General features: G+C 58.4%; 14 protein-coding genes and 1 pseudogene. 4 read left to right on the forward strand and 11 right to left on the reverse strand.

The window, feature by feature from the left end; all coding sequences use genetic code 11:
- From KHO41_RS36960 to KHO41_RS37000, 10 genes and pseudogenes are all read right to left on the reverse strand, one after another.
- On the reverse strand, positions 1 to 845 hold an 845-nt coding region (locus KHO41_RS36960), incomplete at its 3' end, for a cache domain-containing protein (protein ID WP_211958187.1).
- 226 nt (positions 846 to 1,071) lie between these two features.
- A complete protein-coding gene (locus KHO41_RS36965) occupies positions 1,072 to 2,703 on the reverse strand; it encodes an AMP-binding protein (protein WP_211958188.1) in 1,632 nt (543 codons plus the stop codon).
- Between the two features lie 12 nt (positions 2,704 to 2,715).
- Positions 2,716 to 3,420, reverse strand: a complete 705-nt coding sequence (locus tag KHO41_RS36970) for an ABC transporter ATP-binding protein (RefSeq protein ID WP_211958189.1) — start codon at positions 3,418 to 3,420, stop codon at positions 2,716 to 2,718.
- A complete protein-coding gene (locus KHO41_RS42025) occupies positions 3,407 to 3,670 on the reverse strand; it encodes an ABC transporter ATP-binding protein C-terminal domain-containing protein (protein ID WP_407065400.1) in 264 nt (87 codons plus the stop codon). Before KHO41_RS42025 ends, KHO41_RS36970 begins: the two co-directional genes overlap by 14 nt.
- Positions 3,659 to 4,114 (reverse strand): annotated as a pseudogene (locus tag KHO41_RS42030) (ATP-binding cassette domain-containing protein); the annotation flags it as partial. The gene KHO41_RS42025 and the pseudogene KHO41_RS42030, both read right to left, overlap by 12 nt.
- Before the next feature lie 124 nt (positions 4,115 to 4,238).
- Positions 4,239 to 5,237, reverse strand: a complete 999-nt coding sequence (locus tag KHO41_RS36980) for a branched-chain amino acid ABC transporter permease (RefSeq protein WP_211958191.1) — start codon at positions 5,235 to 5,237, stop codon at positions 4,239 to 4,241.
- Complete coding sequence (locus KHO41_RS36985; RefSeq protein ID WP_211958192.1) at positions 5,237 to 6,112, reverse strand: branched-chain amino acid ABC transporter permease; 876 nt, start codon at positions 6,110 to 6,112, stop codon at positions 5,237 to 5,239. The genes KHO41_RS36980 and KHO41_RS36985 overlap by 1 nt, the downstream gene beginning before the upstream one ends.
- Positions 6,113 to 6,128: 16 nt before the next feature.
- A complete protein-coding gene (locus tag KHO41_RS36990; RefSeq protein ID WP_211958193.1) occupies positions 6,129 to 7,325 on the reverse strand; it encodes an ABC transporter substrate-binding protein in 1,197 nt (398 codons plus the stop codon).
- Between the two features lie 210 nt (positions 7,326 to 7,535).
- The gene (locus KHO41_RS36995) at positions 7,536 to 8,756 is read right to left on the reverse strand and encodes an acyl-CoA dehydrogenase family protein (RefSeq protein WP_211958194.1); all 1,221 of its coding nucleotides are present in this window, start codon (positions 8,754 to 8,756) and stop codon (positions 7,536 to 7,538) included.
- Between the two features lie 313 nt (positions 8,757 to 9,069).
- Complete coding sequence (locus KHO41_RS37000) at positions 9,070 to 10,023, reverse strand: DMT family transporter (protein ID WP_211958195.1); 954 nt, start codon at positions 10,021 to 10,023, stop codon at positions 9,070 to 9,072.
- 110 nt (positions 10,024 to 10,133) lie between these two features.
- On the opposite strand from KHO41_RS37000, the gene KHO41_RS37005 reads away from it, so the two are divergent.
- Positions 10,134 to 11,060: a LysR family transcriptional regulator gene (locus KHO41_RS37005; RefSeq protein WP_376989961.1), complete on the forward strand. Its 927-nt coding sequence runs from the start codon at positions 10,134 to 10,136 to the stop codon at positions 11,058 to 11,060.
- An 80-nt stretch (positions 11,061 to 11,140) separates the two neighbouring features.
- Here KHO41_RS37005 and KHO41_RS37010 read toward each other — a convergent pair whose 3' ends face one another.
- Positions 11,141 to 11,785, reverse strand: coding sequence for a TetR/AcrR family transcriptional regulator (locus tag KHO41_RS37010; RefSeq protein WP_211958196.1), 645 nt, complete (start codon positions 11,783 to 11,785; stop codon positions 11,141 to 11,143).
- Between the two features lie 323 nt (positions 11,786 to 12,108).
- Between KHO41_RS37010 and KHO41_RS37015 the strand changes: the two genes are divergently transcribed.
- Genes KHO41_RS37015 through KHO41_RS37025 form a run of 3 tightly spaced genes read left to right on the forward strand, consistent with a single transcriptional unit; the run spans position 12,109 to position 14,392 of the window.
- Positions 12,109 to 13,128, forward strand: a complete 1,020-nt coding sequence (locus KHO41_RS37015; protein WP_211958197.1) for an alcohol dehydrogenase catalytic domain-containing protein — start codon at positions 12,109 to 12,111, stop codon at positions 13,126 to 13,128.
- A 37-nt stretch (positions 13,129 to 13,165) separates the two neighbouring features.
- Entirely contained in the window at positions 13,166 to 13,462 is a 297-nt protein-coding gene (locus KHO41_RS37020; RefSeq protein WP_211958198.1) for a YciI family protein, read from the forward strand.
- A 21-nt stretch (positions 13,463 to 13,483) separates the two neighbouring features.
- A complete protein-coding gene (locus KHO41_RS37025; RefSeq protein ID WP_211958199.1) occupies positions 13,484 to 14,392 on the forward strand; it encodes a LysR family transcriptional regulator in 909 nt (302 codons plus the stop codon).
- Positions 14,393 to 14,430: the final 38 nt, after the last annotated feature.

The raw sequence follows: 14,430 nt of genomic DNA on the forward strand, positions 1-14,430 counted from the left end.
GGCGAACCCGGTGCCAAGACAATCTGGCGCGGACTCGATCGTGTACTCTCCGCTGCTGAAACGCTGCGCGCGCTACGGGATGGGCTCGGCTGACTTATGTATAAAGGTATGAGTTTAACCGCATTGCGGAAATCGCCCGCAGAAATGCTACGCGCTATGTCCTTCGCATAAGCCGGCTCTCCGCCCAACTCCCGATAGATTCCTTTCACCAACCATGCGATCAGAAATGTTGCAATGAGACCAATGACAAGCAGCAAGATTACAGACTTCGCAAGTCTCCTTCTGAAATCTCGCTCAATGTCGTCTACGAACCCACCAACTGTCAACGCCCAACCCCATTTTTTGAATCCCTTGGTGTAGTTGGTTTTTAGTACTAGCTCTTCCGTTCCTGGTTTTTCCCAAAGGTAACTTAGCTCACCCTCTCCAACTTCGCTACGAGCAATGCTTGTTACAGCATCATAGAGAGGGTTGCCTGCCTGGTCTCTGACTCCAGTCATGTTCTTCCCTTCCAATTCAGGCTTGATAGGATGCATGATAACCACGTTTTCGAAGTTAAGAATGGCGACATATCCATCTGTCCCAAACCGAACCGCGCGGATCCTGTCCTTAGCTTGATTTTGCGCATCTTCCCGACTGATTAGGTTCTCCCTGATTCGTCTCTCATAATCATTGAGGATACCAAACGCGCTCTCCGTGACGCTTCTAAATTCTCTTGATCGAGCCGCGAATTCTGCTTCCCTGGCACTAAATGCTTCAGTCACCATCATCGCGATCATAAGAACCCATGTAATGGCCAGCGGAATCCAGAGCCGCTGCTTAAAGCTGAGTTTAGGCAAATTTTTCAATCTATTACTCGCTACCTACGGAAAACGAATGATGCTTCTACCAACTCGCGCACGCCGCTCCGCAGCGTCCGTCCATCTCGGAGTACTGGCAGAGAAGCGGCGCGACACGGCACGAGCAAGAGCGGAATACTCCGCGCTTGAAGCAGAATGCGGTTGCATCGGTGGTGTCAAACAGGTCCATCGGGCGCGCCTCGCTTCCGGCCATCTCAGGCGGTGCCCTTTCCCTTCACGCGCTCGCCTCGCGGCATCTCTCCCTCAGTTCTGTTTTGAGCACCTTGCCAGACGCAGTGCGTGGTAGAACGTCAATCACGAACAGACGTTCTGGGAACTTCTGCCTGGCTAGCCCGGCGCGTTCCAGGAACTCAATCAGATCTGTCAATATCGGAGCGGCCCCGATCTTTGCCACTACAAACGCACAGGGCGTTTCACCGAGCCTGGGGTGAGGCATAGCGACAACGGCAGCTTCCACAATATCAGGATGGGTATGTAGAACGTCTTCCACTTCCTTCGGACTGATGTTCTCTCCCCCCCGGATGATCAGGTCCTTCTTTCGTCCGGTGACTGTCAGGAATCCTGATTCGCTGACATGACCGAGATCGCCGGTCCGGAAGAAGCCGTCTGCATCGAAGGAGTCCACTGTGCTGTCCAGGCTTGTGTAACCCAACATGACTTCAGGCCCCCTCGCTACAATCTCTCCCTCATAGCCGACCGGCAAGATCTGTCCGGACTCTGGGTCCACAATGCGTACGTCGTTGTTGTAGACCATCCCGTCCGTGGTAGCCGCGGCGTCCAGCGGATCGGTGGCGCGCACGCCCAGAGATATCGTGGGCGCCTCACTGCTTCCGTAGATGCGGAACGTCACGCAGTCCGGCATCACCCTTGCTGCCCGGTAGACGATCTCCGGTGGCACCGGAGCGCCACCACTGGCGTATAGCCGGAAGCCCGCCAGATTCGCACCCTGACTTTCGACTTCGCTGACCAACTCCGTAAGGAATGGCGTTGCACCTACACTAACGGTGGCCTTCTGCTCAAGGATCAGCCGAACGGCTTCGGCAGCATTCCACCGTTCCATGAAGACTGCCTTTACACCTGCGGCGAAGGCCATCTCGAGCGCATACAGATAGCCGGTGATGTGGGTCACCGGCGAAGGCATCAACACGACATCGTCGCCACGTATTTCCCAGAACGCGATAGCCGCTTCGACTTCGGCCCTGATCGTGTTATGGCTGTGGAGAACGCCCTTCGGATTTCCCGTTGTGCCTGAGGTGTATAGCAGTAGCTTCACAGCATTGGCGTCGACTTCGGGCAAGCGATCGGCTTCATCGCAGGTATCCAAGAACTCACTGAAGTTCTGGAAGCCGTTTGCGGACCCACGCACCAGCACGACCTCCAACAGGTCAGGCAACTCTGGCTTCAGACGAAGCGCCATTTCCAAGTAGTCGATGCTGCGGAAGGACGGCGGCATGAACAAGATACGCGAACGTGCGTTCTTCAGGATATAGCGAACTTCGGCATCCCTGTAGATCGGAACGATGGGATTACAGACATAACCGCCCAGACTTGCCGCGAGATTGATGATCATTGTCTCTCGCCAGTTAGGCAACTGAAAACTGACGACATCGCCAGGGACTAGCCCTCGTTTCCGCAGCGCGGCGGCAAGCTTCAGGCCGTCCTGATAGAGCTCGCCAAAGGTTGACGCTCCGCTTTCGTCTATGACGGCGATGCTGTCGGGAATCTCCGCCGCACGCTCTCTCGCCGCAATGCCCAGGGTCACTCCACTCCATTGCCCACTATCGCCATACTGCCGAATCATTTCATCGGACAGTCGTGTCGACCACCCACCAATATCACGCTTCATATGCTTTTCCTCTTATATTGCAAGGTATCGAGTCACGATTTCCGGCTGCCTGTCGAACTCACCCCAGCTACCGGAGAAGACGATCCTTCCCGAATCCACCACGTAGACATACTCGGTGCAGGCTCTTGAGAACCAGATGCACTGTTCAGTCAACAGCAGAGCGGTTCCACGGGCGTTGATAGCCTTGTTGATCTGTGTCGCCATTTCCTGCACCAACAGCGGCGCCACGCCCTCGGTAGGTTCATCGAGTAGCAGACAGTCAGGGCTCGACATCAGGCCGCGCGCGACGGCCAGAATCTGCTGCTGGCCACCGCTGAGCTGGTTTCCCATTCGTGCGCGGAGCTTGAAGAGTTCCGGAAACAAGTCGTACAGTTGTCCGAGTCTGAGAGACTCCCTTGGCGGTGCGCACGCATGCCTGGCAAGCAAAAGGTTCTCCTCGACAGTCATGTGGGCGAAGATGCCGCGCTCTTCCGGCACCAACGCCAATCCGAGTCGGGCGCGCCGGTGCGTTGGTAGTGGCAGCAGATCGGCAGAGCGCAGTCTTGCCGTGCCGTTTGCCTTTGGCCCACCCCCGGCAATGCTCTTCAGCAGCGTGGTCTTGCCGGCCCCATTGCGGCCCAGCAGCGCTACCCCCTGGCCCTTGGCGACATGCAGGCTGACGCCATAGAGGACCTGACTATCGCCGTATCGGGCATCGAGGCCATCAATTTCGAGCATTCCGGTCCTCCTCGCCGAGATATACCTCACGTACGGTCGCGCTGGAGCGGATCATGTCCGGCGTTCCGGAGGCAATCACCTCGCCGTAGTTCATGACTGTGATCCGATCCGCAAGTGCAAAGACAACGTCCATATCGTGCTCAGTGAGCAAGACGGAGATGCCAAATTCCTGTGACAGACGCCGGATAAGCACGACCGCCGCAGCGCGATCACCCGGGGACATACCTGCCATGGGCTCATCCAGGAACATGACCCTTGGTCTCAGGCTGAGACACATCGCAAGCTCGAGTTGTTTGCGGTCACCGTAAGCCAGGAGACCAGCCTGCTCATGCCGCTTCGACGCCATGCCCACATCCGCGAGTATTCTCGCGGCTTCGGTCGCAACGCAGGCTGGCAGCCGGATATCCACGTTCACGAGTCCGCGCAGGCCTGCGCCAGCGGTGCGTGACTCGATGGCAAGCGACACATTTTCCAGTGCGGTGAGTTCGGAAAACACTCGAGCAACCTGGAATGTCCGCCCTACCCCGAGTCGAGCCCGCTTGTAGCCGTCCAGCTGGGCCACCGAACTTCCGTTCAATAGCACCTCCCCCGCATCGGCCAGAATCTCGCCGCTCAATACCTTGAACAGGGTCGTTTTACCGGCCCCGTTGGGTCCGATTACCGCGTGGGTCTCTCCGCGATGGATATCAAGCGATACCCCTTTGAGGACGTGGATCGCACCATAGGACTTGTATAGTCCCTTGGCTGCGACAATGCTGTCGCGCGGCCAGCCCGGGTCGGAGCAGAATTGGACTTGGTGATCTGCCACCAGTGCTTCTTCAACCATGCGAACCTCCACTTGCTTTGAGCCTGCCGAGGAGACCGCCGGGAAATGCCAGTACGACCCCCAGGAGTGTGAGACCAATGATCATTTCCGAAAGCCCTATGACGTTTCTCGTGAGGTGCTCGATAGAAAGGAATAGGATCGCGCCCACAGCCGGTCCCCAGAACGACGACGTTCCGCCCACGAGGCACATCAGGATAGGCAGCGCCGAATAGCTCCAATGCGCGAGTTCTGGGGTAAGCATCTGGGCGGTCGGGGCATACAGCCCTCCTGCAAGTCCGGACACCGCGCCGCTTATGACCAATGCCACCATCCGCAGTCCGTTCACGTTGGCGCCGAAGAACCGTACGCGCAACTCATCCTGCCGGAGGGCAGCCAGCAACCTCCCTAGCCGGTTGTGCCAGAATACCCAGAGGAGCGCTGTCAACGCGATGCTGATGAATAGCGTGGCGTAGTACAGATGGTTTCCGCTCGCGAGATCGACACTGACGAACCCCAGATCGAAGACGGGCCTCCTGATGCCTGTCAGGCCATCGTCCCGGCCAAGAAAGCTCGACTTGCTGATAAGTACGTGCAGCAGTTCTGCTAAGGCAAGCGTGAGAATCGCGAAGTGAATTCCACTTGCACGCCGAAGTGCGACAACCCCGACAGCTGCAGCAAGGCATGCCCCTATGATGCCCGAGGCTATCCATGCAGGCGCGAACGACAGGCCGCTGAATTGCTGTAACAGGAAGCCGGTCGTGTAGGCACCAGCAGCAAAATAGGCTGCGTGGCCGAAGCTGACCATCCCCGTCTGACCGAACACAACATTCAGCGCCAGCGAGAACAAGACGTGAATCATCGTAACAGCCGCCAGGTACGTGATGCCTTTGTCCTGCAGGGCCGGGACGAGCGCGAAGGCAACGAGCATGCACAGCGCGATTCCTGCATCAGGGAGAGAATTTCCCTGCGATGGGTTGCGCTTGGTACTCGTTTGAATTGCAGCTTCTTTCATCAGTGCAGTCCTTTCAGCAGTCCCTTCGGACGCCACAACAGTATGGTTACCAAAGCAACGTAGAAAAACAGCCCGGGAATATCCGGCAGAAGGTTGTCACCGAGTGCAGTCATAAGGCCCAACAGTAGCGAGGCCAAGAATGCCCCTCTGACGTTGCCCATGCCACCGACGATGATTACGCCAAATGCCTGGATGATCAGCGCGCTACCCATACCGGGTGACAGACTCTGATTCACGGACAATAGTCCGCCAGCGAGGCCGGCCAGGGCGACACCGACTACGACCGTCCCGGTCAGCACGATTCCCACATTGATACCGAGCAGCGAAGCCATCCACGGATCCTTGGCAACCGACATCACAGTCTTTCCCAATGTCGTGCGATTGCTGATGCAGTCGAGCACGGCAAACGTCACGAGGCCGCACACGATGATGAAGATCACGAAGCTGGGAAAGGGGACGCCGGAGAGCGTGAGCGCACCAGTCAGTTCGGCCGGCGGCGGTGTGCTGCGGAAGTCCTCTCCCCAGCACAGCTTCACCAATCCCTCGCAGAGCAGTAGCACTGCATAAGTCGCGATCAGTGAATACGACTCGCTGACAACACGAAGCCTGCGCAAGACCAAGCGGTCGAAGAACGCTCCCATCAGCCCCAGCGCGAGCGCGCTCAGCAGTGAGACCCCCATGAACAGAGCGAGCGACGACTCGCCAGTTACCGCCAGGATCGAATACGCGAGGTACGATCCCAGCATAACGAATCCCCCATGTGCGAAGTTGAGGACGTGGAGGATGCCAAACACAAGTGTCAGCCCGGCTGCAACCAGGAAGACCGTCATTGCCCAGGAGACACCGTTGAATGCAACAAGAACATACTGTTCCATGGTCTGTCCACTCCCTCTACAGAGTTGCGAGGACCAGCGGCTTCCCGGGCGTCGGCGGGTCGATGACATCGCTTCCCGGGATACGGATCGCATCGACGACTTCAAATCCTTCCGTCGTTCGCGCAGACCCGCGCAGCCGATACATGACGACCGGCTTGATCGCCTGGTGATCTTCCTTCCGGAACCTGCGGGCTCCCGTGGCAGATTCGAACGTTACCGATTCGAGCGCTCGGACAACGGCCTGCGTCTCAGTCCCCCCCGCAGCCTGGACCGCGGCCACATACGCCATCACGCCGGCGTGGCCCTCGGCAACGTAGCCGAGCGTAAACCTGTCGTTGGTACGCCGGAATGCTTCGGCTTGCAAAGCGCGGCTCGTGGCGACGTCCTCAAACGCCCCGGCGTACCAATGACATCCCACCCACATATCGGGCAGCGCCTGCTTCATCGTCTTGGCGACGACAAACTCATTGGCAGAATCGATAATCAGCTTGGCCTTCCGGAAGAAGCCGTAGGGCTCCGCCTGTTTGTATAGCGTGACGGCATCTCCGCCGTAGACGGAAATGAGAAATCCTTGTGCCGGGTTGGCGACGGCAGCCGTGATTCCCGTGCGGTAATCGGGTGCGCCGTATTGCGTCCTCACGGGACTTGTCACCACGGGCTTCTGGCGAGCAATCGACGGATAGTATTCGCGAATGCCGTTTTCAAAGCATCCCCAACTGCTGCGGCCATACTCGTGGTCAGGAATGATCCCGCTCCATGCAATGACCGCCGGATAGCGCTGGGCTGCCATCTTCGCCAGGGCTCGCTGCCGCATGTAGGGGTTGTCCGTGACGCGAAAATAGTTCCGGACGAAGTTCTCTTTCGTCAGCTTGTCGGACTGTGCCGCGCAACTGATGAAGATCCCCCCCGACTGTTCAAGCAGCGGCGTTATCGCGAGGGCAACCGAGCTTGATACCGCCCCCATCATCAGATTCACGCCGTCACCGGCCAGTTCGCGCGCGGCAACTGCTGCATCAGAAGGCTTGGCCTTGTCATCGCGAATGACAAGCTCGAGCATCCGGCCATTCACTCCTCCCGCTTTGTTGACTTGATCCACCGCGATTTGCGCGCCAAGGAGCATTGGCTGACCGAGGGGCGCCTGCGCGCCGGATAGTGAGGAGATCAGACCGATCCGTATTGGTGAAGTCGAGCCAGCACGAACCAGGCTGCTCATCCACGTCTGTCCCGCCACACCCAAGCCCGTGGCAGTTAAGGCTTTAACGACTTGTCTGCGATTCATGGCCATTTCAATGCGCCCTGTTAGTTGTTGGACGCCTCGCCGTGAAGTACGAGGCGTTGTGTCTCCCGCGGCACAGACATACCCGGCGCCGCGTAATAATCGCAATAGCTCGCTATGGAATCCGCTTTCAGCGGATCAACTGGACTAGCGGAATGCGGAGATTCCGGTTAGCGCCCGACCCACTGCGAGGGTGTGAATTTCGTGGGTTCCTTCGTAGGTCGACACGGCCTCGAGATTGAGCAGATGCCGGATGGGCGAGTGAGTCAGAGTTACCCCATCGCCCCCGTGCAATGCACGGGCGTCACGAGCAACCTCGAGGGCAGCCCTCACGTTTTCAAGCTTGCCAAGGCTCAGTTGAGCGGCAGTTGCACACCCGGCTTCGCGGAGCCTGCCAAGGTGGATTGCCAGCAGGCCTGCTGCATTGACCTTTGAACACATCGCCACAAGGCGCTGCTGGGTAAGCTGAAACGCAGCGAGCGGATTGCCGAATTGCATCCGATCGAGCGCCCGGTGCAGCGCAGCGTCGTAGCAGGCGCGCGCTGCGCCCACCGCACCCCATAAGATGCCGTAGCGAGCCTCGCTGGTGCAGGAAAGAGGAGCATGCACGCCCTTCGCATGCGGCAACATCGCCGACGACGGCACCCGAACATCCTGGAGCTCAAGTTGGGCGGACGACGAATGCCGCATTGAGACTTTGTCGTTGATATCGGCCGCACTGAAGCCTTTCAGCCTGGTTGGTACCAGGAAGCCGCGCATGCCGTCTTCGGTCTTCGCCCACACAATTGCAATGTCGGCGTCAACCCCATTCGTAATCCAGCGCTTGCTGCCCGTGATCACCCAGTCATCGCCGTCACGACGTGCGACGGTACGCATGGCCGCCGGATCACTTCCAGCCGAAGGCTCTGTCATGCCGAAGCATCCCAGAGCTTCGCCTGACCGCAGTTGCGGAAGCCACTCAGCGCACTGCTCGTCGGAGCCATACCGAGCAAGGGTGAACATCACCAGGTTGTCCTGTGTGGAAACGAGCTGGCGGAATGAGGTGTCAAGCGCTTCGAGTTCCAACATCCTGAGCCCAAAGGCAACAGCAGCAGGCTTGGTGACGCCGGATCCGATCATGGTGCCAAAGAGCCCTTGGCGACCAAACTCCGCCGCGAGTTCGCGTAGAGGCGGACGGCCGCTGAACCAGCGCTTGATCTCCGGGGCGAGCGTTGTCTCCGCGAATTTACGGGTTGCCGCCTGAACATTCCGCTCCTCGGCAGTGAGCAGCGTCTGAAGAGCCAGGAAGTCGAGAGGCTCCGCTTCCGATTCACCATGGAGGACGGCCGGCAGCAACCATTCGTCCCGCGCATATGCAGTGTTTGACATTTCCTTCCTTCTTCTACTGAATGGTCGTTCAAAACAAAAGGAAATCTACTGAACAACCATTCAAAAATCAAGGAGGGAAAGGAGAGCGTTAACCCGGAGACGCGGCGAAACGCAGGAAGAGTGCAACGTCGGTGATCGTAGCGCCGCCAGTGCTAGGTCAGCGAGTCGAGGGCAGACTCCAGTACCGTGACGGCACCCGTCCCGTATGGGTCACGCAATCATGCCTGGCCCCGCATATTCGTCTGAAACCTTGCTCTATGTGCCAAGGGCCGGGTGCGATGCCTGCGGGTGGCTGAAAAAACAAACAGGAAAGCTACGCCCGCGTCGATCCGGCATCAGGCTGCACAGCAGCCTTGGTTCTAGGCCTGAGTTCGCTCTTGGGAGCATCCCTGCTACCCACCGTCGCTAGTAACGACGCAGCCACAATAAGTCCGCCCCCGACCCATCCGAGCACCGACAGCCGCTCGCCAAGCCATAGGCTGGCAAATATTGCGCCGAACACGGGCTCGCTCCCCATCAGTAGCGCGACTCGTGTGGGACTGCTTTGGTTGACAGCATAGTTTTGTACGAAGAAGGCCAAAAGTGTGCAGCCGGTCACCAGATAAAGCAGGCTTCCCCAAAAGATGCTGTGCCCGGTGAGACTCGGCAAGGGCTGCAACTGTTCGGGCGAAATGGCGAGCATCAGCGCGATACACCCAAAGGAAACGACGCCCGCCTGTACTGAGGTCACCATTAGTGGCGACAAGTTGCGGTCCCGCATGACCCGCTTGGTAGCGCAGACATTCACGGCGCGTAGCAGTGCAGCAAGGAGTATCAGTGCATCGCCCCATGAGAAAACAAACGCGCCGCCTCCGAGAAGGAACGCCCCCAGCAGGGATATCGCGCCGGCCGCCCATTCCAATGGCCGCGGGGCGCGCTTCAGCCATGCCCATTCCACCAGTGGTGTCGCCACGACGCATAGACTGATCAGGAATGCTGCATTCGAAGCGCTGGTGAGCGAAACGCCGATCGTCTCCGCCAAGAAAATCCCAAGCAAGATCAGTCCGACTGCAGTCACGGCAGCCCAATCCCTGCGTCGCAAGTGGATAAGGCCGCGCAATGCAGGCAGAAGTACGAAGAATGTGATGCCGAAGCGCAGTGCGAGTAGGCCAAGCACTGGATAGACGAGCAACGCGTTCTTGACCACGCCGTAGCTGGTTCCCCAGATCAGCGCAACAACGAGCAACAGCAGGTCGGCCAAAGCCGATGTACGGACAGACGCATTCATTTGGGGATCCCACGATCAATGTGAGCATTGTCCAGCCATGCATCCGTAGCGATAATCCATGGATCGAGAATATCTTTTATGCGTCGGGTGCACAGATTGCCCCTGACATGATGTCGCCGCCAGTGGATCACTCCGAACTCATCAGCCTCCTGCCCGATCTCGCGACTTTTGCCCGCGTCGTGGAGGCGGGCAACTTTTCGACTGCGGCGAAGCAGCTGGGCACCGCTCCATCAACAGTCAGTCGGCAGATACAGCGCCTGGAGCGTGCGCTTGGGACGCGCCTGCTCGAACGCTCGACGCGCAGTATCCGCTTGACAGAATCCGGCGACCAAGTCTATCGACACTGCCAGGCCTTGGTCGAAGCAGCGGTGAATGCCGTGGATACAGCCGGACTCATGTCTAGCCAGCCTCGCGGGCGCGTGCGCATTAGCGCGCCGATCTCATTCGCGCTAAGCGTGATTCATCCGCTAATTCCGGGATTTCTTCGCGAGTACGAACATATCCAAGTGCAATTGGTCTTCGCCGACCAAGACATGGATCCGCTACGCAGCAACGTCGATTTGGTGATCCGCCCTACTTCAACGCCCCCGCAGGGGCTGGCGGCGAGACGGCTAGGCAAGGTCCGCTGGATGCCGTGCGCGTCGCCGGACTATCTCCAGGCTCGCGGTACTCCGACACATCCGAGCGAACTCTCAGGGCACGACTGCTTGTACCTCGGCGATTCCGCCGACGACAATTTGTGGGTCTTCAGGCGGCAAGCGGAGACACAGACCGTAGAAGTCAGAGGGCGGTATGTCGCCAACGATGTCAGCGCCAGGCTGGACGCCGCGCTTCAACATTGGGGTGTCGCGAGCCTGCCGGAATTTGCGGCAACGGAGGCGCTGCAGCATGGAACACTGGTGGAGGTACTCCCCGAGTGGTCGTTCGAGCCGCGCGCCTACAGCGGCCCCGTCTGGCTTCTATATCCACCGAATCGTTTCCTCCCGCCGAAGGTACGCGTGCTGATCGATTGGCTCGTGGCGCGGATGCCGGCATGACGACCCAATATGCACCCTGGGGCCGCGAGGTCACATCGCACACTGACACCTATTTTCGGGGAAAAGACCTGCAGGCGTGGCTAGCGTGCTACGTCCCTTGCTCCTGAGACGGCCAGGCCCTGAACGAACAGGTCCGCAAACTGCTGAGCAACGTAATCGACGTTCCCGCGCTCGGGTCGGAACCACAGATATGCCGAATTCAGCGAGGTGAGTATTCCGATCGCCGCGAGCTTCTCGTCCACCTCTTGCCGGACTGTACCTTCGGCCTTCCCGTCGAGCATCAGTCGTCGCAGGAAATTGTCAAAGCGCCGACGACGCTCCATGATGATTTCCCGATGTTCTGTACTGAGCGCGGAGTTATTCAGGTAGAAATTGGCACCTAGAAAAAGATTGGTGACATTCATCCTCATGTGCCCTTCGATGAAGGCATGGAGCTTGTCTAGCGCATTTCCTTTAACCTGCGCATAAACCTCGAAGCGGTCGACGAGACTGTCATGCGCCTCAAGGATAATCTGAAAAAGGAGGGTTTCCTTGGTGTCGATGTAGTAGTAGAGGCCGCCTTTCAGGACGCCCACGGCGTCCGCGATGTCCTCCATCGAGGTGGCCTCATAGCCCTTCTCAGCAAAGAGTCGCCCTGCAGCGTCAAGAATTTGACGTCCACGCTTACTCTCGCTCAGCCGGACAGCACGGGCCCGTTCGCGCTTGGCTGTCGTTGCATTAGTCATCGGCAATCCCGGGCCTCTTCAAGACATGTCGAACAATTCTAGTGCGGCTCCCCGCCGAGTCTGCCCGAAATCGTTTCAATGGCAGGAGCGTCTCGCCTACGGCCTCATATTATATTGAACGTTCATTCAATAATCAAGTCATCCGAATGTCAGCTTTACGGGGTTGCGCCGGAAGGTCGCAGCGGCCGAACGCGTCGAGCATTGGAACCAACGGCCGGTTTTGCGCAACGCCGAAAACTCATCTCCGCAGGGCCGCCTGTATCCACGTTGGGATCGTCCTTATAGTGACCCTCCTGTTAACACAACCTGTGGAGCAATTTTTTATGAAAGCGGTTTCGATCGAGACCTATGGTGCAGCCGAATCTCTGTCCATCGGCGACTTTGCCATGCCCAATCCTGGACCCGACGATGTCTTGGTGCGAGTCCGCGCTGCTGGCGTAAATCGCCTGGATATTCTCCTTCGCGAAGGTAGGGTATTTCAGGTACCGCTGCCCCGCATCCCGGGCACGGATTTCTCCGGTGACATCGTTGCGGTGGGCAGCAATGTCACCGGCAACAGAATCGGAGAACGGATCTTCGCCGCACCCATCCTCTCATGTGGTGAGTGCCAGCACTGCCGGCGAGGCGATGACAATCTTTGCGCCAATTTCGGCACCATTGGATCAACAATTGACGGCGGCTATGCGGAATATGTCCGGATTCCTGCACGCAACGCCGTGCCATTGCCAGAGCAGCTCGACTTCGTTACCGGCGCGAGCTTCGGCCTCACTTACGCAACGGCGGCAAGCATGCTCCGGCGGGGCCGCCTCGCGGCGGGCGAATGGGTACTCGTTCTCGGAGCAAACGGCGGCTTGGGATATGCCGCCATCGAACTCGCCCATCTGATTGGAGCGCGAGTCATCGCCGTCAATCGTGACGCGAGCCGCGATGGCGCCTTGCGTGACTGCGGAGCCGACGTAGTTATCCGTCCCGACGCACAGATGCCCGGGACTGTGCTCGCATTGACCGGCGGGCGTGGCGTTCAACTCGCGTTTGAACATGTGGCCAGCGCGACCTTTGCGCACTCTCTTGCATCGCTGGCAACCGATGGCAGGCTCGTCCTCGGTGGAGTGACAACGGGCATCGAAGCCACCCTGGACCTAAAAGCGGTGTTCACCAAGCGGCTGGAAATCCTTGGAGCCCGAGGCAGCGGCAGAAAAGATCTAGACCAAGTTGTGCGCCTCGCCGCAGAGGGCCAAGTACGCCCGCTCGTTCAGCAAGTATTGCCACTCGAACAGGCGGCACAAGCGCATCACTGGCTTGAGTCCGGACGGGTTCTCGGCAAAATCGTCTTGACCGTCTAAGCTTCCGCTGGTCACAGCATCTCTCAAGGAATCCATCATGTTCGTCGTCCTGCTGCATTACCTACAACCTCTTCAGGTGATCGAAACCCATTTGAAGGAGCACCGCAATTACCTTGATCAACACTATGCTGCAGGCCACTTCGTCGCCTCAGGCCCGCAGGTGCCCCGCGTCGGTGGGGTTATCCTGGTCCGCGGCTTAAGCCGGGAGCAACTCGATCTGGTGCTGGCCGATGACCCGTTCTATCGCGAACAAATTGCTCAGTACCAGGTAATCGAGTTTCACCCAAACAAGTTCGCCGACGGCGTAGAATCTCTATTCGCCCCACATTGCTGAGGACAAAACCGGGACGCTGTCATGGACATGCTGCTGGCAATGCGCGTATTTCAGAAGGTTTCGATGACGTTGAGCTTCACAGACGCAGGTGAGCTTCTCGGGCTCGCACCTTCGAGCATATCGCGGAATGTCGATGCACTCGAAGACCACCTGGGTGTCAAGCTGTTGACGCGCACCACACGCCGGCTAGTCCTGACCGAAGCCGGCATCGCATACAAGGCGCAGGCTGACAGCATTCTGGAAGAACTCGACGCCCTCAATGAAAGCATTGCCTCGTTCGCCGATGAGCCGCGTGGACGCTTGAAAGTCAGTTCGCCCAGGGTGTTCGGCAAACGGCTGCTTACGCCGCTGGTGCCAGAGTTCCTTACAGCGTATCCAAGAATCACGCTGGAGCTGTCGTTGACCGACGACTATGTCAACCTTGCGGAAACCGACACGGATGTGGCAATCCGCATCGGTACCCTTGGTGATTCCAGCTTAGTAAGCCAGCCACTCGGCCGGTACCGGCGGGTACTCGTCTGCCGTCCGAGCTACGTTCGCCCGGACGAGCTGGCTTCACCACTCGACCTCCTCCACTTCAACTGCTTGCGTTATCGGCGCTCCGGAGAGCGCGTGGTCTGGAATTTCACAAAGCCCGACTCAGAAGAAGTGCTGGACATAACCCCTTCTGGCACTCTCATCGCCAACGACGTCGAGGTGCTTTTGGATGCTGCATTAGAGGGGACCGGCATAGCCCTGCTTCCCTACTGGCTCGTACGCGATGCACTGGAGACGGGATCACTAGTTCAACTACTGCCCTGCTACCCGCTGGCCAGCACCCTTCAGGCTGCTGGCATTCATTTCGTCTATGCCCTAAATCGGCGGCAGTCACGTAAGGTCCATGCCTTTATGCAATATGTGGTGCAGCGGGTAAGTCCGCTGCTTGCCTGAGTACCTTAGCCGCTTGATATCGACTCTTTGCCAAGCGC

The sequence above is a fragment of the Cupriavidus numazuensis genome, assembly GCF_905397435.1.
In the GTDB taxonomy this organism is placed as follows: domain Bacteria; phylum Pseudomonadota; class Gammaproteobacteria; order Burkholderiales; family Burkholderiaceae; genus Cupriavidus; species Cupriavidus numazuensis.